Annotated in this window: 22 protein-coding genes; 11 read left to right on the forward strand and 11 right to left on the reverse strand. The window is 72.3% G+C overall.

The features are described from left to right. Positions 1 to 16: 16 nt before the first annotated feature. Positions 17 to 799, reverse strand: a complete 783-nt coding sequence (locus FB157_RS35870) for an MBL fold metallo-hydrolase (protein WP_145884895.1) — start codon at positions 797 to 799, stop codon at positions 17 to 19. 107 nt (positions 800 to 906) lie between these two features. On the opposite strand from FB157_RS35870, the gene FB157_RS35875 reads away from it, so the two are divergent. The 4 genes from FB157_RS35875 to FB157_RS35890 all read left to right on the forward strand — a co-directional run bounded on the left by FB157_RS35875 (position 907) and on the right by FB157_RS35890 (position 4353). Further along, complete coding sequence (locus FB157_RS35875; RefSeq protein WP_145884896.1) at positions 907 to 1518, forward strand: ABATE domain-containing protein; 612 nt, start codon at positions 907 to 909, stop codon at positions 1516 to 1518. Between the two features lie 402 nt (positions 1519 to 1920). Continuing rightward, on the forward strand, positions 1921 to 2097 hold the full coding sequence (locus FB157_RS48895) for a hypothetical protein (RefSeq protein WP_261386749.1): 177 nt from the start codon (positions 1921 to 1923) through the stop codon (positions 2095 to 2097). 51 nt (positions 2098 to 2148) lie between these two features. Further along, positions 2149 to 2430 carry a hypothetical protein gene (locus FB157_RS35885; protein WP_145884897.1) on the forward strand — a complete coding sequence of 94 codons (282 nt, stop codon included), beginning with the start codon at positions 2149 to 2151 and terminating at the stop codon, positions 2428 to 2430. A 102-nt stretch (positions 2431 to 2532) separates the two neighbouring features. Next, a complete protein-coding gene (locus FB157_RS35890; protein ID WP_145884898.1) occupies positions 2533 to 4353 on the forward strand; it encodes a phosphatidylglycerol lysyltransferase domain-containing protein in 1821 nt (606 codons plus the stop codon). On the opposite strand, the gene FB157_RS35895 is transcribed toward FB157_RS35890, so the two are convergent. The 7 genes from FB157_RS35895 to FB157_RS35925 all read right to left on the reverse strand — a co-directional run bounded on the left by FB157_RS35895 (position 4337) and on the right by FB157_RS35925 (position 11404). Further along, positions 4337 to 5605, reverse strand: coding sequence for an ArgE/DapE family deacylase (locus FB157_RS35895; RefSeq protein ID WP_261386750.1), 1269 nt, complete (start codon positions 5603 to 5605; stop codon positions 4337 to 4339). The genes FB157_RS35890 and FB157_RS35895 overlap by 17 nt on opposite strands. A 357-nt stretch (positions 5606 to 5962) precedes the next feature. Further along, positions 5963 to 7396, reverse strand: coding sequence for a HAMP domain-containing sensor histidine kinase (locus FB157_RS35900; protein ID WP_145884900.1), 1434 nt, complete (start codon positions 7394 to 7396; stop codon positions 5963 to 5965). Beyond that, positions 7396 to 8133, reverse strand: a complete 738-nt coding sequence (locus FB157_RS35905; RefSeq protein WP_145884901.1) for a response regulator transcription factor — start codon at positions 8131 to 8133, stop codon at positions 7396 to 7398. The genes FB157_RS35900 and FB157_RS35905 overlap by 1 nt, the downstream gene beginning before the upstream one ends. 123 nt (positions 8134 to 8256) lie before the next feature. Then, on the reverse strand, positions 8257 to 8859 hold the full coding sequence (locus tag FB157_RS35910) for an FMN reductase (RefSeq protein WP_145884902.1): 603 nt from the start codon (positions 8857 to 8859) through the stop codon (positions 8257 to 8259). Next, a complete protein-coding gene (locus FB157_RS35915; RefSeq protein ID WP_145884903.1) occupies positions 8856 to 9971 on the reverse strand; it encodes an LLM class flavin-dependent oxidoreductase in 1116 nt (371 codons plus the stop codon). The genes FB157_RS35910 and FB157_RS35915 overlap by 4 nt, the downstream gene beginning before the upstream one ends. 80 nt (positions 9972 to 10051) lie before the next feature. Next, the gene (locus tag FB157_RS35920) at positions 10052 to 10480 is read right to left on the reverse strand and encodes a GNAT family N-acetyltransferase (protein WP_145884904.1); all 429 of its coding nucleotides are present in this window, start codon (positions 10478 to 10480) and stop codon (positions 10052 to 10054) included. Between the two features lie 33 nt (positions 10481 to 10513). Next, complete coding sequence (locus tag FB157_RS35925; RefSeq protein ID WP_145884905.1) at positions 10514 to 11404, reverse strand: NADP-dependent oxidoreductase; 891 nt, start codon at positions 11402 to 11404, stop codon at positions 10514 to 10516. A gap of 133 nt (positions 11405 to 11537) precedes the next feature. Between FB157_RS35925 and FB157_RS35930 the strand changes: the two genes are divergently transcribed. Further along, entirely contained in the window at positions 11538 to 11942 is a 405-nt protein-coding gene (locus FB157_RS35930) for a helix-turn-helix domain-containing protein (RefSeq protein WP_145884906.1), read from the forward strand. A gap of 103 nt (positions 11943 to 12045) precedes the next feature. After that, complete coding sequence (locus FB157_RS35935; protein ID WP_261386751.1) at positions 12046 to 13452, forward strand: MFS transporter; 1407 nt, start codon at positions 12046 to 12048, stop codon at positions 13450 to 13452. On the opposite strand, the gene FB157_RS35940 is transcribed toward FB157_RS35935, so the two are convergent. Next, on the reverse strand, positions 13449 to 13928 hold the full coding sequence (locus tag FB157_RS35940) for a MarR family winged helix-turn-helix transcriptional regulator (RefSeq protein WP_145884907.1): 480 nt from the start codon (positions 13926 to 13928) through the stop codon (positions 13449 to 13451). The genes FB157_RS35935 and FB157_RS35940 overlap by 4 nt on opposite strands. 70 nt (positions 13929 to 13998) lie before the next feature. Further along, positions 13999 to 14463, reverse strand: coding sequence for a hypothetical protein (locus FB157_RS35945; RefSeq protein ID WP_145884908.1), 465 nt, complete (start codon positions 14461 to 14463; stop codon positions 13999 to 14001). Between the two features lie 117 nt (positions 14464 to 14580). On the opposite strand from FB157_RS35945, the gene FB157_RS35950 reads away from it, so the two are divergent. From FB157_RS35950 to FB157_RS47680, 3 genes are read left to right on the forward strand one after another with little or no spacing between them, the layout of a single operon-like run. After that, entirely contained in the window at positions 14581 to 14919 is a 339-nt protein-coding gene (locus FB157_RS35950) for a YnfA family protein (protein WP_145884909.1), read from the forward strand. Between the two features lie 53 nt (positions 14920 to 14972). Beyond that, positions 14973 to 15746 carry an SDR family NAD(P)-dependent oxidoreductase gene (locus tag FB157_RS35955; RefSeq protein ID WP_145884910.1) on the forward strand — a complete coding sequence of 258 codons (774 nt, stop codon included), beginning with the start codon at positions 14973 to 14975 and terminating at the stop codon, positions 15744 to 15746. Then, positions 15746 to 15892: a hypothetical protein gene (locus tag FB157_RS47680; RefSeq protein ID WP_186581842.1), complete on the forward strand. Its 147-nt coding sequence runs from the start codon at positions 15746 to 15748 to the stop codon at positions 15890 to 15892. Before FB157_RS35955 ends, FB157_RS47680 begins: the two co-directional genes overlap by 1 nt. A gap of 16 nt (positions 15893 to 15908) precedes the next feature. On the opposite strand, the gene FB157_RS35960 is transcribed toward FB157_RS47680, so the two are convergent. Beyond that, positions 15909 to 17102, reverse strand: coding sequence for an RtcB family protein (locus FB157_RS35960; RefSeq protein ID WP_145884911.1), 1194 nt, complete (start codon positions 17100 to 17102; stop codon positions 15909 to 15911). Positions 17103 to 17318: 216 nt separating this feature from the next. Here FB157_RS35960 and FB157_RS35965 point away from each other — a divergent pair, with 216 nt between their 5' ends. Both FB157_RS35965 and FB157_RS35970 read left to right on the forward strand, forming a co-directional pair. Continuing rightward, positions 17319 to 18146 carry a DUF3558 domain-containing protein gene (locus FB157_RS35965; protein WP_145884912.1) on the forward strand — a complete coding sequence of 276 codons (828 nt, stop codon included), beginning with the start codon at positions 17319 to 17321 and terminating at the stop codon, positions 18144 to 18146. 126 nt (positions 18147 to 18272) lie between these two features. Beyond that, entirely contained in the window at positions 18273 to 19154 is an 882-nt protein-coding gene (locus tag FB157_RS35970) for a DUF3558 family protein (RefSeq protein ID WP_145884913.1), read from the forward strand. The last annotated feature ends 2 nt before the right edge of the window (positions 19155 to 19156 follow it).

The following is a 19156-nucleotide window of genomic DNA, read 5'->3' on the forward strand; positions in this document are numbered from 1 at the left end:
CGACACCGCCGGCCGCTCAGTCCAGCTGCAGCCGCTCCGTCAGTCCCGCCTCGGCGAACGCGGCCACCACGTCCTGCCTGGTCTCGGTGAAGTGGGCCCAGCTGTCGCAGTGGGCCGGGACCACGCGGCGGGCGTCGAGGAGGCGGGCGGCGGTCGCGGTTCCGGCGCCGTCGAGGACGAGGAGGGCGTCGTCGAGGACGGGCAGGCGGGGCGCGCCGGCGAAGAGGACGGCGGTGTCGACGGGGGCGTACCTGTCCGCGATCTCCTGGACGAGTTCGAGCGAGGCGTTGTCGCCGCTGACGTAGACGGTGGGCAGGTCGGCGGAGGTCAGGACGAAGCCGGTGACCTCGCCCACGATCGGCTCGGAGCCCTTGGGGCCGTGCAGGCCGGGTGCGGCGGTGACGGTGACGGTGCCGCCGTCGGGGCGGGGCAGTTCGACGGACTCCCAGGGGGCGAGGGCGCGGGCGGTGCCGCCGAGGCGGCCGGCGGCGCTCGGTGTGGTGAGGGTGCGGGGCACCTCGGCGAGCAGGGCGCGGCCCGAGTGGTCGAGGTTGTCGGCGTGCTGGTCGTGGGAGAGCAGGACGACGTCCACGGGGCCGAGTTCGGCCGGGGTGAGGCGGGGCGGCGCGGTCTTGGTCAGGACCCGGCCGCTGGGCGAGGGGTAGTCGCCGGGGGCGTCGAAGGTGGGGTCGGTAAGAAGGCGGAGGCCGCCGTACTCGATGAGGACGGTCGGACCGCCGAGGACGCGGACGGGCACCTGCTCGCTCGTGGGGTCGGAGTTCGGACCGGCTGCAGTCATGGGGGCACCTCGCGGAGGGTCGTCTCAGGGACACCTGTCTCACGGATAGAGAGTTTCTATCCGTGATGAACGCTAGCCGCCTCTCACGGATGGACGCAAGCCGTACCATGAGACTCATGAAGGGGACCGTGACCGACGAGCCGACCGTGCACCCCGCGCCGGGCGCGGAGCAGTACGCCGCCCTCGACCTCGCCAACAGTGCCGTCACCCAGCCCGGCGGCCAGTTCACCGACCTGCTCGAAACGCCCGCCGCGGCCGAACGCTGGCTCGTGGAGCACGGCCTGGCCCCGGCCGGCGCGCAGCTCCAGGAGACCTGCGCGGCCCGGCTGCGCTCCCTGCGCGAACAGATCCGCGCCCTGCTCGCCTCCCGGGTCGACGGGCACGCCGCCCCCGCCGACGCACTGGACGCGCTCAACGACGCGCTCACCCGCGCCCCCGCGGCCGCCCTGCTGCACTGGCACCCCGAGCGCGGCCTGTACCGGGCGGCCTCGCACCCCACGACCCAGATCGTCGAGCACGCCCTGGCGACCCTCGCCTCCGACGCCGCCGAACTGCTCACCGGCCCCGACGCCGGCCGTCTCACCGCCTGCGGCTCCAGCCCGTGCAACCGCTACCTCCTCCGGCACGGCCGCCGCCACTGGTGCTCCACCCGCTGCGGCGACCGCGCCCGCGCGGCCCGCGCCTACGCCCGCCGCACCGCGCCCGCACAGCCGGACTGAACCGACCGGGGCGGACCGGCGCACGGCCGGACCGGACCGACCGGCGCATCCCGACGCCCGCGCGCGGCGCCCGCCGGGCGCGGCCCGGCCGCGAACCGGTCGTGGGCGTACTTCACGCGGGCGGTGACGACCGGTGCGTCCCGCGCCGTCATCTCCGCGCACGCGGCGTCGTCACTCGTGCGGGCCACCAGCGGGACGCCCGGGGCCGCCGCGGTGGCGTTCGCGAGGCCGCCCTGCCGACGGGACGGCCGTCCGGCCGGACGGCCTCGTTCTCATGACCCATGAAGCCGTGGCCGAGCACGCCGAGGGCACCGGCCCTGGAGTGGTATCCGCCACAGAGCACGGCGTCGTACCCGGGGCCGAGCCCCTCCGGCACGGGCATCCGCTCGGGCGAGGATGTCCGTGGCGTCCGCCGCCAGCGTGCCGCGCACCGCGGCGTTCCCGTCCTTCGGCCATCATGGAGCGGTCCGGCTCGTGGTCCTGGCCGGGCCGGAGGTCGTCGGAGCCGAGCAGGCGACACCCGCCATGTCCACGCCCAGGTGGGTCCGCACGCCTGCGACCCCGACCGACCCTACGTAATGTAGGTTCCCAACCGCCAGCGGTCACACATCCGTTCACCGGGGGAGCACCATGCAGGACACGGAAGCGAAACCGAGCCCGGCGGAGGAGGTCTGTGTACGCGCTCTCGCCCCGACGCTGACCCTGCTGATCGTCAGCCTTCTCGTCGCCGCCGTCGGCGTGTACGAGCTGTGCGGCTTCGGGCTGCACAGCCTCGACCGGCGCCCGCACCTGTTCAGCGACGGCCTGGCGACCGGCGGGGTGATCGTCGCCGCCGTGGCGGCCGGGGCGGCGGCGGGCAATCTGGCGTGGACCCTTGCGGCGGCCCGGCGGGGCGGCCAAGGTCCGGGATGAGATCCTGTGAAGCAGGCATGTGTACACCTGTACACATGCGCGCTACCCTACGATCTGTAGGGTCAGCGTAGCCCCGTCCCCCTCCCCAAGGTGCCCGCCACCATGCCCGCACAACAGTCGAGCCTGACCACCCCACAGGTCCCCGCTCAGCGCAACCGCCGTGCCCGCATCCCCTTCCCGTCCGCCGGCGACGGCCGGCTCCGGAAGCGGGCGGCGACCGCCACCGTCTGGTACCTGCGGCTGCAGGTGGTGCTCAACATCGCGGCGGTCGTCTCGCTGCCGTTCCGCGAGGAGGTGCACGAGCACAACGGAGGCGCGTTCTTCACGCCCTACCTGGCCACCGCCGGCCTGGGTTCGGCGGCCCTCGCCCTCTTCCTCGCGATCGTGATGCGCCGCCGCAAGCGAGCGGCCTGGGTCTTCAACCTCCTCCTTGCCGGTCCGCTCTTCTCCCTCTACGTCCTCGCCCTCACCCGCGACCCCTACCGCGAGCACGTCTTCAACTGGCTCTCCGCCGCTCTGACCGGCCTGTTCGTGACCGCCCTGCTGATCGGCCGGCGCGAGTTCGACGCGATCGGCGACCGGTCCAACCCGCGCCTGGCGCTCGCCGTGGGCACCGGCGGCGCGCTGCTCAGCGCCGCCCTCGGCACGCTGCTCGTGCACGCGACCAACAAGCTGCCCGGGGCCACCCTCGAGGACGAGATCGCCTACACCCTGCTGCGCGGCATCAGCGTCGGCCCGCTCGCCGACCGCGTCGCCGCCGTCGACGCACCCCGCTGGACGGACGTGATCGTCAACGTCCTGGTCGCGGCGACCTTCCTCCTGGTCCTCTACGCCTGCTTCCGTGCTCCGCGCGGCGAGTGCCTGCTGGCGCAGGAGGACGAGCGGAAGCTGCGTGCGCTGCTGGACCGGCACGGCGAACGCGACTCCCTCGGCTACTTCGCCCTGCGCCGCGACAAGGCCGTCATCTTCTCCCCCAGCGGCAAGGCGGCCGTCACCTACCGTGTCGTCGGCGGCGTCAGCCTGGCCTCCGGCGACCCCATCGGCGACCCCGAGGCCTGGCCCGGCGCCATCGACGCCTGGCTGGCCGAGGCCCGCCGCCACGCCTGGACCCCGGCCGTCATGGGCGCGAGCGAGGAGGCGGGCACCATCTACTCCCGCCACGGTCTGGACGCCCTGGAACTGGGCGACGAGGCGATCGTCGACCTGTCCGACTTCACCCTCGAAGGCCGGGCCATGCGGGTGGTCAGGCAGGCTCACAACCGTGTCCGCCGGGCCGGCTACACGGTCCGCATCCGCCGCCACGAGGAGATCCCCGACGAGGAGATGGCCCTCCTCGTCGACCGCGCCGACCACTGGCGCGACGGCGCCACCGAACGCGGCTTCTCCATGGCCCTGGGGCGCCTCGGCGACCCCGGCGACGGCCGCTGCGTCATGCTGGAGTGCCGGGACGCGGACGACGTGCCCCGGGCCCTGCTCAGCTTCGTCCCCTGGGGCGAGGCCGGTCTCTCCCTCGACCTGATGCGCCGCGACCGCGACTGCGAGAACGGCCTGATGGAGTACATGGTCGTGGAACTCCTGCTGCGGGCCGAGGAGCTGGGCGTCGGCCGGGTGTCCCTGAACTTCGCGATGTTCCGCTCGGTCTTCGAACGCGGCTCCCGTCTCGGCGCCGGGCCCGTGCTCCGCCTCTGGCGCTCGGTCCTCACCTTCTTCTCCCGCTGGTGGCAGATCGAGTCCCTGTACCGCGCGAACGCCAAGTACCGCCCGGTCTGGGAGCCGCGCTTCCTGCTCTTCGCGAAGAGCAGCGACATCCCCCGCATCGGCCTGGCCAGCGCCCGGGCGGAGGGCTTCCTCACCCCGCCCGCCCTGCCGGCCCTCACCCGCCGCAGGCAGTCCGGCTGCCCGGAGCTCACTTCACCCCGGTAGTCCGCAGCACGGTGAGCACGAGCGTGCGCGCCACCTCCACCACCTCACGGAGGGACACGGACTCCCGGGGGCTGTGCGCGACCCGGACGTCTCCCGGCCCGTACTGCAGGGTCGGGATCCCGGCCCCCGCGTACAGCCGCAGGTCGCTGCCGTACGGCGCCCCGCGCTCCCGGGGCCGGGTGGCCCAGCCGTTGGCGTCGGCGCAGGCGTCGCGCACCTCGTCGCGCAGCGGATGCCCCTCCGGAAGCCGCCCGCTCGCGAACTGCCCGCCCGGCCAGCTCACCTTCGCCGGGTGCTCCCGCAGCCAGGGATGACCGGCGCACACCTCGGCCACGCACCGCTCGAACTCCGCCCGTGCCTCGCCCGGCTCCTCCCCCAGCCGCACCCCGAGCCGCCCCTCGGCGACCAGCAGATCGGGCACGCTGCTCGCCCAGTCCCCGGAGCGCAGGGTCCCGACGGAAAGGGCGTACGGGATCGGATACTCGGCCATCAGCGGCGAGGGCCCGGCGTTGCGGGCGGTCTCCAGCCGGGACAGCGCCTCGTGCAGCGGCACATAGGCATCGATCGCACTGACCCCGGCGTCCCGGGAACTTGCGTGCGCGGCCCGGCCGGGCACGGAGAGGCGGAAGGTCAGGGCCCCGGCGTTGGCGGTGATGAGGGTCCCACCGGTGGGCTCGGTGATGACGCAGGCATCGCCGCGGTAGCCCCGCTTCAGAGTCCCGAAAGCGCCGATCCCCCCGTCCTCCTCGCCGACGACGAAGTGCACGGCGACACGCCCCCGCAACCGCACCCCGGCGGCGCGTACGGCGGCCAGCGCGGCCAGATGTGCGACGATCCCCGCCTTCATGTCACAGGTTCCGCGCCCGTGCACGACGTCCCCGGTCACCCTCGGCACGAACGGATCCCCGTCCCAGGCGGCGAGGTCCCCGGGCGGCGCGACGTCCACATGCCCCTGCAGGACCAGCGTCGGCCCGTCCCCGCCCCCCTCGCTGAGCCCCACCAGGCCCCACGCCTCCGTACGCGGCACCTCCATGCCGGGAAACGCCGGGTCGGCCAGCAGCGCGGGCAGATCCATGGACCACAGGTCGATGTCGAGCCCGAGCCGCTCCAGCCACCCCGCCAGCAGGTGCTGGATCTCCGACTCGGCGGCACTCCCGGTCACGCTCGGAACCGCGATCAGCTCCAGCAGCATCCGCCCGACGGCCGCCTCGTCGACACACGCGAGAACGGCAGCCTCCTGATCACTGAGCACGACGGCTCCCCTCCCGAGGTCGACTCCCGCTCCGATCATGACCCCACCGAGCCACCGGCAACAGACCTCGCCCACGGAGCAGGCCACCGCCGACGACCAGGCCCCACCGTCGGACGCCGATCCCGCCCCACAAGGCCCAGCAGTACATCGACGGTGAATGGCGCCCAGGCACCACCCACACCCCACCCGACCCCGCACCCGCCAACCACGAGCCCGCCCGGCAGGGAGCCCGCACCCGCCAACGACGAACCCGCCCGGCAGGGGGCCCGCACCCGGCGACGAAAGCCGCACGGGTGGTGTGGGTGGGAACCGGAACCCCTCCGAAGGCGAAGCCGAGGCGTCCCGCCCCGGATGCCCTCAGTGCCCCCCGCTCCCCACGATCCCCCCGCCCACCGTGAACCCGATGACCGCCCCGCCCCCTTCCCGCCGGAAGGCGAAGGGCGCGCCGCCATGCGCCATGGCGACCTCGCGGACGATGGACAGGCCGAGCCCCGACCCCGGCAGGGACCGCGCGTCGGCAGCACGGTAGAAGCGGTCGAAGATACGGATCAGGTCGCCCTCGGCGATACCGGGACCCCGGTCGAGGACCTCGACCCGGACGGTCCCGAGCCGCGCGGGCCCGGTGATGCCGATCTCGATGGGCGCCTTGCCGTCACGGTCGAACTTCGCCGCGTTCTCGACCAGGTTGGACAGGGCCCGCTGCAGCATCCCGGGCCGCCCGTCGGTACGCGTGTCACCGCTGGTGCGCAGCACGATCTCCCGGCCGGTGCGCCGCTTGGCCAGCCCCATCACGTCCTCGGCGATGTCGGCGAGGTCCACCCGCTGCGGCGGCTCGGAGTCGGACTGTCCGGCCGCGAGATCGACCAGCTCGTTGACCAGGTCGGTCAGCTCCCGGGCCTCCTGGGTGAGGTCGGCGACGAGTTCCTCCCGGGTCGCCGGGGGAAGCTCGTCGATCCTGCGCAGCAGCGAGATGTTCGTACGCAGCGAGGTCAGCGGTGTCCGCAGCTCGTGCCCGGCGTCCTGGACCAGCCGGCGCTGGTCCTCCTCCGACTGGGCGAGCCTGCCGAGCATCCGGTCGAAGGCACGGCCGAGCCGGCCCACCTCGTCCAGGCCCGCGACCGGCACCTCGATGCCCAGCCGGCGGGTGCGCGCCACGTCCTCGGCGGCGGAGGTGAGTATCACCAGCCGCATGGTGATCCGGCGGGCCAGCCACCAGCCGAACAGCCCCGCGGCGACCACGACCGCCGCCATCAGGATCAGCGTCCGCTGCTGCAGCGCCCGCAGCAGGTCCTCGGTGTCGCTGAACTCCTGCGCGACCTGCACCGCGCCCTTCCCGTCCCCGAGGGAGACGGTGGCGATGCGGAACAGGTCCTCGCCGACGCGGACGTCCTTGTGCTGGACCACCTTGCCGGCCCCCTGCGCGGTGGCCACGCCCTTGTCCCGGACGGTGACGGGCAGCACCGGACTGCCGTGGTCGACGATCTGCCCCTGCGCGCCGAGCACCTGTACGTCGGTCCGGGCCGGCCGGACCAGATCATGGCCGGGGCGGGAGGAGGAGAAGTCCTCGGGGACCATCTCGTGCTGCCGCACCTCGTCCTGCACGTCCTGGACGACCTGGGTGAACACCGACTGCTGGTCGACCCGGACCAGGCGCGCGGCGGAGCCGTAGGACAGGATGCCGACGAGGATGGTCACGGCGGCGGTGACGGCCGCGAAGGACACCGCGAAGGTGGTGCGCAGGGACACGAGCCTCGGCCGGGGCCCGGCCGGCAGCCGCCAGCGGCGGCCCACTAGTCCTCCCGCAGCACGTAACCCACGCCACGGACGGTGTGGATCAGCTGGGGAGCCCCGGGCTCGTCCAGCTTGCGGCGCAGGTAGCCGACGTACACGGCGAGGTTCTTCGAGCCGGGACCGAAGTCGTAGCCCCAGATGCGGTCGTAGATCGTGGAGTGGTCGAGGACGATGCCCGCGTTGCGGACCAGCAGCTCCAGCAGCTCGAACTCGGTGCGGGTCAGCTCCAGCTCCCGCCGGCCGCGCCAGGCCCGGCGGGCCTGGAGGTCCATCCGGATCCCGGCGGCCTCCACCTGCCGGTCGGAGACCTGGACGTCCCGCCCGCCCTCACCGCCGGTGCCCGTGGCGCCGCCGGCACCCGCGGGTACCGGGCTGGTGCGGCGCAGCAGGGCCCGCAGCCGTGCGAAGACCTCTTCCACGTCGAACGGCTTGACCACGTAGTCGTCGGCGCCGGCGTCCAGGCCCGCGATGCGGTCGGCGGTCTCCACCAGGGCGGTGAGCATGAGGATCGGGGTGCGGTCGCCCTCGGCCCGCAGCACCCGGCAGACCTGGAGCCCGTCGATGCCCGGCATCATCACGTCCAGCACGAGGACGTCCGGCGGGGTCCGGTGGGCCTGTGCCAGCGCTTCCACGCCGTCGGCCACCGCCGTCACCTCGTACCCCTCCAGGGTGAGGGCCCGCTCCAGGGCATGACGGATGGCACGGTCGTCTTCGGCGAGCAGCACATTCTGGGGCACGTCCCCAGTCTGCCAAGGCCTCCGCCGGTTCGGCGGGGACGAGCGGGTCTACGATCACCCTTTTTACCCGTCTCTCACCGTCACAGGAGCAACCCGGAGCGGAGGCCTACCGTCTTTTCACCGTCACGCCCCGAGCCGGGCCAGCTGCTCCGCGAACGGCACGACCGCGAGGTCGTCCTCGGCCGGGAGGCCGTCCTCGGCAGGCCGGGCCGCCGACAGCCCCTGCATCAGGGCCGCCAGCTCCCCCGCCGCCCGCTCGGTCCGCTCGGGCAGGCCCTCCGCACCCCAGTCCTCCGAGGCGGCGTACACGGCGGTGGGTACGACCACGGCCCGGAGGTAGGCGAACAGCGGACGGAGCGCGTGCTCCAGCACCAGGGAGTGGCGGGCGGTACCGCCGGTCGCCGCGACCAGCACCGGCTTGCCCGCCAGGGCGTCCTTGTCCAGCACGTCGAAGAACGACTTGAACAGTCCGCTGTACGACGCGCTGAACACGGGCGTGACCACGATCAGCCCGTCCGCCTCGGTCACCGCTTCCTGCGCGGCGGCCAGGGCGCGGCCGGCGAACCCGTTGGTGAAGTTGTGCGCGATCTCGACCGCGAGGTCGCGCAGCTCGATCACCTGGATGTCGACGGGCGTGCGACGGTCCACGGCGGCGGCCAGCCGGTCGCCCAGCAGCCGGGTGGAGGACGGGACGCTCAGCCCCGCCGAGACGACGACGAGCTTCATTCGGCGCTCACTCCTTCGGATTCGGAAGAGGCGGCGGAGTCGGTGGCGGCGGCCAGCAGGGAAGCGTGCGTGGGAGCGTCCGGCACGTTCGCCGGGCGCCCGTTCGCGAACTCCTTGCGCAGCACCGGTACGACCTCCTCGCCCAGCATGTCGAGCTGTTCGAGCACGGTCTTCAGCGGCAGGCCCGCGTGGTCCATCAGGAACAGCTGGCGCTGGTAGTCGCCGGCGTACTCGCGGAAGCCCAGCGTCTTCTCGATCACCTGCTGCGGGGAGCCCACCGTGAGCGGGGTCTGCTCGGTGAACTCCTCCAGCGACGGCCCGTGCCCGTAGACCGGCGCGTTGTCGAAGTACGGCCGGAACTCACGCACCGCGTCCTGCGAGTTGCGGCGCATGAAGACCTGACCGCCCAGCCCGACGATCGCCTGCTCCGGAGTGCCGTGCCCGTAGTGGGCGTACCGCTTCCGGTAGAACTCGACCATCCGCTTGGTGTGGTCGGCGGGCCAGAAGATGTTGTTGTGGAAGAAGCCGTCGCCGTAGTACGCGGCCTGCTCGGCGATCTCCGGGGAGCGGATCGAGCCGTGCCAGACGAATGGCGGCACGTCGTCCAGCGGCCGCGGCGTGGAGGTGAAGCCCTGCAGCGGCGTGCGGAACTTGCCCTCCCAGTCGACGACGTCCTCGCGCCACAGCCGGCGCAGCAGGGCGTAGTTCTCGATGGCGAGGTTGATGCCCTCACGAATGTCCTGGCCGAACCACGGATAGACCGGGCCGGTGTTGCCGCGGCCCATCATCAGGTCGACGCGCCCGTCGGCCAGGTGCTGGAGCATCGCGTAGTCCTCGGCGATCTTCACCGGGTCGTTGGTGGTGATCAGCGTGGTGGAGGTGGAGAGGATCAGGTTCTCCGTCCGCGCCGCTATGTGGCCGAGCATCGTCGTCGGGGACGACGGGACGAACGGCGGGTTGTGGTGCTCGCCGGTGGCGAAGACGTCGAGGCCGACCTCCTCGGCCTTGAGCGCGATGGCGACCATGGCCTTGATCCGCTCGCGCTCGGTCGGCGTACGCCCCGTGGTGGGGTCCGGCGTGACGTCGCCGACCGTGAAGATCCCGAACTGCATGGTCGCTCACCCTCCAGGTTGTTGACGGTTCAACTATACCCCTGGAACGGTGGCCCGGCCCGAGCTATTCCCCGCGCCCCCTACAGCGGCTTCACGAAGTGGAAGGCCCCGATCTCCATCCGTTCGCGCAGGTAGAAGCGGTGGGCGTCGGTGCGCTGGGTGCCCGAGTCGAGGTTCAGCTCCTGACAGCCGAGCGCCCGGCCGCGCTCCTCCAGGTGTGCGAGGAGCGCGCGGCCGACCCCGCCGGACCGGGCGACCGAGGCGGTCACCAGGTCGTCGACGTACAGCTGACGCAGCGAGACGGTGTTGACCAGCACCCGCCAGCCGGCCACCCCCACGCAGGCCCCGTCGTCGTCATAGGCCGCGGAGAAGCGCAGCCCCTGCGCGCTCCCCTCCGCGTACACCCGGGCGAACAGCTCCTCGGTCAGATGCGGACGCAGCTCCCGCAGCACGGGCAGCACCTCGGTCCCGAGCCGCGGGTCCCCCGGCTCCAGCTCCATGATCTTCATGTCCGCACCCTAGGGGGCACACCCCCGCCCGCACTACGGCACCAGCACCAGGCGGCCCCGCACCCCGCCCCCGGCCAGCCGCGCGTGCGCCTTCGCGGCCTCGTCCAGGCCGTACGTCCCGGCCACCCGCAGGGTCAGCACCCCCTCGTCCACGAGCCGGGCCAGCTCCGCCAGCCGGGCCCCGTCGGCGCTCACCATCACGGCCGTGGTCCGCACCCCGCGGACGGAGTCGGGCTGTCCGCCGGGCCGGGCACTGACGAAGACACCTCCGTCACGCACCGACTCCAGCGCCGGCTCGCCGAGCATCGCCGCGTCCAGCACCGCGTCCACGCTCGCCGGGGCGAGCCCCTCGGTCGTGAAGTCCGTGGCACCGAGGGACCGCACCAGCTCCTCGTCGGCAGCCCGGGCCTGCCCGGTCACCTTGATCCCGCGGTGCGCGGCCAGTTGCACGGCGAACCCGCCCATCGCGCCCGCCGCACCGGTCACCAGCAGCGACGCACCCGGCGCCAGCTCCATCAGGTCGAGAGCCTGGATCGCGGTCAGCGCGTTCAGGGGCAGGGTGCCGGCGTGCACCGCGTCGACCGTGGCCGGGGCCTCGGCCGCCGCGTCCGCCGGTACGACGACGTACTCGGCGTGCGTGCCCAGCGGGGCGGTCACGCCCGCCGCGAGGGCCACCACCTGGTCGCCGACCTGCCAGGCCGCGGCCTCGCCCACCGCGTCCACCGTCCCGGCCACGTCCCAGCCGAGTCCCAGGGGCTCGCCCGAGCCGCCGAAGAGACCGGCCCGCAGGGCCAGGTCCACGGGGTTCACCGCGCCGGCCGCCACCTTGATCCGCACCTGCCGCGCCCCCGGCTCGGGCACCGCCACGTCCACGATCTCCACGGCCTCCGGACCGCCGAACGTCTTCACCACAGCAGCACGCATGTCGACTCTCCCCGATTTCAAGGTATTTGCTCTACTTCGTGGCCATTTCCCGGCCGCAGCACCAACCATAGGAGAGGTACTATCCATCGGTAAGTAGTTACCTGAGAGTGCGTAGGGGACCCGGAGGAGAGCCATGGCGACCATGAGCGCGGCCCAGCGGCGCGAGCAGGCCCGTATCGACTACGACGCCTTCCTGGCGGCCTGCCCCACCAACAACCTCCTCGGCAGGCTCAGCGACAAATGGGTGGGTCTCGTCGTCGCCGCCCTGGCCCCCGGCCCCATGCGCTACAGCGACATCGGCCGCAAGGTCGCCGGCGTCAGCCCCAAGATGCTCACCCAGACCCTGCGCACCCTGGAGCGGGACGGCATCGTCTCCCGCACGGTCACCCCGTCCGTCCCGGTCCGGGTCGACTACGAGCTCACCCCGCTCGGCCGCAGCCTCTCCGGCCTGCTGACCGCGGTGAAGACGTGGGCGGAGACCCACTTCGATGAGGTCCAGGAAGCCCGCGAGCGGTACGACACGGAGAACCCCGCCTAGCCGGCGGACGGGCCTTTTGCCGCCTCGGCAAAAGGGCTGGGGCGCGGCCGGTGTCCGGCCACAGCATGGCCGGACAGACGCTCCCCGAACCCCGAGGTAGGCCGTGACCGCAATCGCCGCGCCGCACCCTGTCCAGCCGCCCCTCCTCAGTGCACGCAGACGCTGGACGGTGCTGGCCGTCTGCTGTCTGAGCATGTTCCTGGTGGGCCTCGACACCACCATCGTCAACGTGGCCCTGCCCGCCGTCGGCGACGGTCTGGGCATCGGGACACGGAGCCTCGAATGGACCGTGGACGCGTACACGCTCGTCCTGGCCAGTCTCCTGATCTCCTCCGGCGCGCTGGCGGACCGGCTGGGCCGCCGCCGGGTGTTCCGGTCGGGCCTGGCCGTCTTCGGCGCCGCCTCGCTGCTGTGCGCGCTCGCACCGTCGGCGGGTGTGCTCGTCGGGGCCCGCGCGCTGCAGGGAGTGGGCGCCTCGATGCTGAGCCCCGTGGCGCTGGCCATCGTGGTGAACGCCATGCCGGACCCGAGGGAGCGCGCGCAGGCGATCGGCGTCTGGGCGTCGGTCTTCGGGCTCAGCATGGCCGCGGGCCCGGTCACCGGCGGCGCACTCATCGCGGCGTTCGGCTGGCGGTCGGTGTTCTGGATCAACGCGCCGGTCATCGTGGCCGCCCTCGTCCTCAGCGCGGTGTTCGTGCCGGAGTCCCGGGCCGCGAACGGCGGGCGGCGGCTCGACGTCCCCGGTCAGATCCTGCTGACCGCGGTCGTCGGGGTCACCGTCGCCGTCCTCATCGAAGGGCCGCGCATCGGCTGGACCTCGCCCGCGGCGCTGGCCGCGTACGCGGTCGCGGCCCTGGCGACAGCCGGTTTCGTGCGGGTCGAGAGCCGCCGGCCCGAGCCCCTGATGGACCTGCGGCTCTTCCGGCGGCCGGCCTTCGGCGGCGCCGTCCTCGGCGCCGTGGCGGTCTTCGTCGCCCTGAACGTGACCCTGCTGCTCAACACCCTCTACCTGCAGCACACCCGGGGATGGACCCCCTTGGCCGCCGGTACCGCGACCCTCCCCATGGCCCTCGGGGCAACCGTCTGCGCACCCCTGTCCGGGCACCTGGTCGGCCGTACCGGACCCCGGCTGCCGCTCCTCCTGGCCGGCGGCCTCATCACCGCGGGCGGTCTCGGCCTGCTCGGGCTCGACCCGCACACGGGCCTGCCGCTGCTCCTCGCGGCCTACGCCCTCATCGGCGCCGGATTCGGCTTCGCCAACGCCCCGATCACCAACACCGCGGTGAGCGGGCTGCCTCCCGCCCGGGCCGGGGTGGCCGGGGCCATCACCTCCACCGCACGCCAGCTCGGCTCGGCCATCGGCATCGCGATCGCCGGCGGCCTGGCCGCGGGCACCAGCGCCGCCGGGCTCGCCCACGCGTCCCGGCCCGGCTGGATCACAGTCGCCGCCTGCGGCCTCCTGCTCCTCCTCGTGGCCCGGGCGGCACACCGGCCGAAGGACACCCCCTAGCCGCGCCCCTCCCGCAGCCGGGCGATCTGCTCCCCGCTGAACTCCACCGTCCGCTGCATGTGCCGGACGATCACGGCCAGCTCGGTGTCGTCCAGGTCGTCGAAGATCCGCGACCAGTCACCGGCCAGCGAGTCCCACATCCGCCCGAACTCGGCGATCTTCTCCGGCACGGTGGCCACCAGCACCCGCCGCCGGTCCGCTTCGTCCCGCTGCCGTACGACGTACCCCGCCCGCTCCAGCCGGTCCACCAGCCGGGTCGCCGACCCGGTCGTCAGCCCCGTCAGCTCCGCGACCCGGCCCGTGGTGACCGGCTCCGCATCCAGCGTGAGCAGGTTCAGGCACTGCAGGTCGGTGGGGTGCAGCCCGATCCGGTCGGCGACGGCCTGGTTGAACAGGGCGTACGACGCCATGTACCGCCGGGACACCACGGACAGCTCCGCCAGCAGCCCGGACCGCCCGGTCCCGTTCCCGGCCATGCCGCACTCCCCTTCGTCTGCGTGGTGCAGAGATCGTACGACGGTCCGGACACCCCGGAATCCGGACACCTCAGAAGGCGTACGCGTCCCCGGTGTCGAGGACGAGGACCTTCAGCCGGTCGTTCGAGCGGTCCCGGTCGACCGCACCGCCGTTCCAGGCGGTGTCCACCTCCAGCGTGAACTCCGAGGGGGCCCCGGCGAGCCGCACGGCGACCGCGATCTCCTCCCCGGTCCCGTCCTCGTCCAGCGCCCCGGTGTCGCACACCAGCGTCCGCTCGTCCGTCCGCGCGCACCCGGCCGGCAGCAGCTGCCGATCGGCGAGCGGCACCGACCAGCGCAGCTGCACACTCGCACCCGGCACGGCCGCGGGCCCGTCGTTGTGCGGACTGACCCGGACCTCCACCTGGTCCCCGTTCATGACGGCGCTCCCGTGGAAGGACAGATCGGCCTCGGGCCCGGCCGCGGCTCCGGCCGGCCCGGCCACACCCGCGACCACCATCACGGCACCGCACACACCCAGCACCCATGCCCTCATCCGCATGCCACCTCGCCTTCGACCTGGTCCCGCATGCCGTACGGATGTATGCCACGCGAGCGGGCCGTCAGGCGCCGTCCAACAGGTGACACCGCACCCGCGTGCGAAGCTGCCCGCATGTCGATCCTCCGCTCCGCCGCTCTCTTCGTCGTCGCCGCACTGTTCGAGATCGGCGGCGCCTGGCTGGTCTGGCAGGGCGTGCGCGAGCACCGCGGCTGGCTGTGGATGACCGGCGGGGTCCTCGCGCTGGGCGCCTACGGATTCGTCGCCACCTTCCAGCCGGACGCGCATTTCGGCCGCATCCTGGCCGCGTACGGCGGGATCTTCGTGGCCGGCTCGATCCTGTGGGGCATGGTCGCCGACGGCTTCCGGCCCGACCGCTGGGACATCACCGGTGCCCTCGTCTGCCTCGCCGGCATGGCCGTGATCATGTGGGCCCCGAGAGGCGGCGCCTGAGCCTCGCCTAGGCTGGACGGAGCGCCGACCCTTCTCTCTTCCAGGAGCAGCCCATGGCCCCCGCCCCGTCCGCAGCCTCCCGCATCGCCGTCGTCACGGGTGCGAGCAGCGGCATCGGCGCCGCGACGGCCCGGCAGCTCGCCGAGGCCGGCTACCGCGTCGTCCTCACGGCCCGCCGCGTGGACCGCATCGAGGCGCTGGCGAAGGAGATCAACGCGGCCGGCCACTCGGCGACGGCGTACCAGCTGGACGTGACGGACCGCGCCGCGGTCGACGAGTTCGCCACGGCCTTCCAGACGATCGGTGTGCTGGTCAACAACGCCGGCGGGGCGCTGGGCGCGGACCCGGTGGCCACCGGCGACCCGGCCGACTGGCGCTCGATGTACGAGACGAACGTCCTCGGCACCCTGAACCTCACGCAGGCCCTGCTCCCCAAGCTGGAGGCGAGCGGCGACGGCGTGGTGGTCGTGGTGTCGTCCACGGCGGGCCACGGCACCTACGAGGGCGGCGGTGGCTATGTGGCCGCCAAGCACGGCGCGCACGTCCTCGCCGAGACCCTGCGCCTGGAGATCGTCGGCATGCCGGTCCGGGTGATCGAGATCGCCCCCGGCATGGTCAAGACGGACGAGTTCGCGCTGACCCGCTTCGGCGGCGACGCGGAGAAGGCGGCCAAGGTCTACCAGGGCGTGGCCGAGCCCCTCAGCGCCGACGACGTGGCCGAGACGATCACCTGGGCGGTCACCCGCCCCAGCCACGTCAATGTGGACCTGCTGGTCCTGCGCCCCCGCGCCCAGGCCTCCAACACCAAGGTGCACCGGGAACTGTGATGGCGGACGAGGACTCGCCCGAGAGGCGCCGCCTGGCCCAGGAGACGAAGAACGAACGGCAGGTCTGGTACTTCCTGGCCTACTTCCTCTTCGGCATCCACTTCGTGGCGTTCGTGATGATCTACGCCGTGCGCCACGCGAAGTGACGCACGGCGGCCGTCCTCAGCCCTTCACGCACACGACCTGCTTGAGCTTGGCCACGACCTCCACCAGGTCCCGCTGCTGGTCGATGACCTGGTCGATGGACTTGTAGGCGCCCGGGATCTCGTCCACGACACCGGAGTCCTTACGGCACTCCACGCCCCGGGTCTGGTCCTCCAGGTCCTTGGTCGAGAAGCGCCGCTTGGCCGCGTTGCGGCTCATCCGCCGACCCGCGCCGTGCGAGGCCGAGTTGAAGGCATGCTCGTTCCCGAGGCCCTTGACGATGTACGAGCCCGTGCCCATCGAACCGGGGATGATCCCGTAGTCGCCGGAGCCGGCCCGGATCGCGCCCTTGCGGGTGACCAGCAGGTCCATGTCCTCGTACCGCTCCTCCGCCACGTAGTTGTGGTGGCAGGAGATCTCCTGCTCGAAGGTCGGCCTGGCCTTCTTGAACTCCTTGCGGACCACGTCCTTCAGGAGCGCCATCATGAGCGCGCGGTTGTACTTGGCGTACTCCTGCGCCCAGAACAGGTCGTTGCGGTAGGCCGCCATCTGCGGGGTGTCCGCGACGAAGACGGCGAGGTCGCGGTCGACCAGGCCCTGGTTGTGCGGGAGCTTCTGGGCGACGCCGATGTGGTGCTCGGCGAGTTCCTTTCCGATGTTCCTGGATCCGGAGTGGAGCATGAGCCATACCGAACCGGATGTATCAACACAAACTTCGACGAAGTGATTTCCCCCGCCGAGAGTTCCCATCTGCGCAACCGCCCGCTCGTGCCGGAACTTCACCGCCTCGGCAACCCCGTCGAACCGCCCCCAGAACTCGCCCCACCCGGCGGTGGCCAGCCCATGGAACTGTCCCGGCTCAACGGGAGCGTCATGCATCCCCCGCCCCACCGGGATCGCCTGCTCGATCTTCGACCGCAGCCGCGACAGATCCCCCGGCAGGTCGTTGGCGGTCAGCGACGTCTTCACCGCCGACATCCCGCAGCCGATGTCCACGCCCACCGCGGCAGGGCACACCGCGCCCTGCATGGCGATGACCGATCCGACCGTCGCACCCTTTCCGAAGTGCACGTCCGGCATCACGGCCAGGCCCCTGATCCAGGGCAGGGTGGCGACGTTCTGGAGCTGACGCAGGGCCACGTCCTCCACCGTCGCGGGGTCCGTCCACATCCGGATCGGTACCTTCGCGCCCGGCATCTCCACGTACGACATGACGTTCCTCAATTCCCCCGACAAAACAGCAAATGGCTTAAAAGCATCAAAACGCAAAAGCGGCGCCAAGGTCTATGAAAAGGGACAGAGGACCGGCGTCCACGGCAGTGCGTGCGATACACATTGTGTCCAGCGAGCGCCCCGCGGCGGCAAGCCATTAACCAGCGGGGACACTGGACCACCGAGCGAGTACACACCGTCGAGAGGAGACCGACCGTGCAGCGGAAGGCGTACGTAACCGGCACCGCCGCCCTCCTCGCGGCACTGCTGGCCGGCTGCACGAGCGGCTCCGGCGGCGACAGCCCGACGGACAACGCCAACCCCGGCGACGCCGGTACGGCGACCGTCGCGGCCCAGCCCGGCAAGTACCGCACCCTCCCCGAGCCGTGCGGCGTGATCGACCATGACACCCTCGACTCGCTGCTGCCCGGCATCAAGCAGCTCACCGACCCGGAGCAGCAGGACAGGGCGTACCAGGGCGACGCCGCACTCACCTACAACACCGACCGCAAGGTCGGCTGCCGCTGGAAGGTGGAGTCCGCCGACGCCACCGACCGTCTCGCGGTCGACTTCGAGCGAGTGGTGTCGTACGACAACGCGGTCAGCGACGACGACCAGGCGCAGAAGCTGTTCCTGGAGAAGCAGACGGCCGCCGACCTGCCCGAGCCGAGCTCCGCCACCCCCGCCACCCCTGCCTCCTCCGCCGCCGGCTCGGCCACGGCCACCCCCACCCCCTCGGCCACCGCGAGCGACGACGCGTCCCCCTCCGGCACGGAGACCTCCCCGGACGCCACTCCGACCGATCTCCAGCCCCGCGTGCTGTCCGATCTCGGTGACGAGGCCTATCTGGACGACCAGCTGGGCAGCTCCGGCTCGACCGCCGAACCGCGGACGGTGACTGTGGTGTTCCGCACGTCCAACGTCGTCGTCACCATCGAGTACGAGGAGCAGCCGACGGCCACCGGAACGGTCCCGGACAGCAAGGAAATGCAGGACAAGGCCCGTGATCTGGCCTCCCAACTGGCCGACGCCCTCAGCAGCTGACCCCCGCCGAGGCCCCTTGCGCCGCCACCGGCAAAGCGCACGAACGGAAACCGCACGGCTCCTTCACCGCGTACGGTGGCCCCGCAGGAACCCGCACGACCACCGAGCGTCACGAGTGAAGGAACCATGCAGCGAGCAGCCCAGCGAGACGACCGTGCCCGAGACCAGCGAGCCAAGCGCCTGCGCCGCGCCCTTGTCTGCGCGGCAGCCGTTCCCGCGGTCCTGATCACCGCCGCCTGCTCCTCGGACAGCGGCGACTCCAAGGACAAGGGCGGCGCCGACGCCCAGCAGACCGCGACCAGCGGCTCCACGCAGCAGCCCTCCGCGAGCGCCTCCCCGACCGTGCAGCCCGCCGCGTACAAGAAGCTTCCCGAGCCGTGCGCGGTGCTGTCGAAGGACACCCTGAGCAATCTGGTACCGAAGGGTGCGAAGTCAGGCAAGGAGGGCACCTCCGACGACACCGCCACCCGCTCCTCCTGCTCCTGGAGCAGTCTGGACAACAACGGCACCAAGGGCTCCCAGTTCCGCTGGCTCAACGTCTCCCTGCTGCGCTTCGACTCGGACGCGAGCCGCGGCTCGGGCAACGACCAGGCCCACACGTACTTCGCCCAGCAGGTCAGCGACGCGCGGAGCGTCTCCGGCGCGAAGAACGCCAAGTCGCAGCCGGTCGCGGGGACGGGCACCGAGGCGACGGCGGTGCGCTACGACCTGCAGAAGAAGGAGGGCGCCTTCAAGCAGCAGACGGTGGTCGCCCGGATCGAGAACGTGGTCATCACGCTCGACTACAACGGCGCCGGTCTCGCGGGCGAGAAGACGCCGGACGCGAACGAGCTGACCAAGGCGGCGGAGAAGGCCGTCAAGGAGGCGATCGCGGCGGTCTCGGCCGCCAACGGTGAAGGTTCCAAGGGGAGTTCCTCCACGAAGCCCTCTTCCTCGCCCTCCAAGCCGGCGTCCAAGCCCTCCTCCTCCAGCGCATCTCCGTCCAAGTCGGCCACCACTAAGAACTGACC

Source organism: Streptomyces sp. BK340 (genome assembly GCF_007827595.1).
Taxonomy (GTDB): domain Bacteria; phylum Actinomycetota; class Actinomycetes; order Streptomycetales; family Streptomycetaceae; genus Streptomyces.

Coding starts and splice junctions, on each gene's coding strand:
- FB157_RS35870 (WP_145884895.1), bottom strand. CDS start 799: ATGACTGCAGCCGGTCCGAACTCCGACCCCACGAGCGAGCAGGTGCCC.
- FB157_RS35875 (WP_145884896.1), top strand. CDS start 907: ATGAGACTCATGAAGGGGACCGTGACCGACGAGCCGACCGTGCACCCC.
- FB157_RS35885 (WP_145884897.1), top strand. CDS start 2,149: ATGCAGGACACGGAAGCGAAACCGAGCCCGGCGGAGGAGGTCTGTGTA.
- FB157_RS35890 (WP_145884898.1), top strand. CDS start 2,533: ATGCCCGCACAACAGTCGAGCCTGACCACCCCACAGGTCCCCGCTCAG.
- FB157_RS35910 (WP_145884902.1), bottom strand. CDS start 8,859: ATGAAGCTCGTCGTCGTCTCGGCGGGGCTGAGCGTCCCGTCCTCCACC.
- FB157_RS35915 (WP_145884903.1), bottom strand. CDS start 9,971: ATGCAGTTCGGGATCTTCACGGTCGGCGACGTCACGCCGGACCCCACC.
- FB157_RS35920 (WP_145884904.1), bottom strand. CDS start 10,480: ATGAAGATCATGGAGCTGGAGCCGGGGGACCCGCGGCTCGGGACCGAG.
- FB157_RS35925 (WP_145884905.1), bottom strand. CDS start 11,404: ATGCGTGCTGCTGTGGTGAAGACGTTCGGCGGTCCGGAGGCCGTGGAG.
- FB157_RS35930 (WP_145884906.1), top strand. CDS start 11,538: ATGGCGACCATGAGCGCGGCCCAGCGGCGCGAGCAGGCCCGTATCGAC.
- FB157_RS35940 (WP_145884907.1), bottom strand. CDS start 13,928: ATGGCCGGGAACGGGACCGGGCGGTCCGGGCTGCTGGCGGAGCTGTCC.
- FB157_RS35945 (WP_145884908.1), bottom strand. CDS start 14,463: ATGAGGGCATGGGTGCTGGGTGTGTGCGGTGCCGTGATGGTGGTCGCG.
- FB157_RS35950 (WP_145884909.1), top strand. CDS start 14,581: ATGTCGATCCTCCGCTCCGCCGCTCTCTTCGTCGTCGCCGCACTGTTC.
- FB157_RS35955 (WP_145884910.1), top strand. CDS start 14,973: ATGGCCCCCGCCCCGTCCGCAGCCTCCCGCATCGCCGTCGTCACGGGT.
- FB157_RS47680 (WP_186581842.1), top strand. CDS start 15,746: ATGGCGGACGAGGACTCGCCCGAGAGGCGCCGCCTGGCCCAGGAGACG.
- FB157_RS35960 (WP_145884911.1), bottom strand. CDS start 17,102: ATGTCGTACGTGGAGATGCCGGGCGCGAAGGTACCGATCCGGATGTGG.
- FB157_RS35970 (WP_145884913.1), top strand. CDS start 18,273: ATGCAGCGAGCAGCCCAGCGAGACGACCGTGCCCGAGACCAGCGAGCC.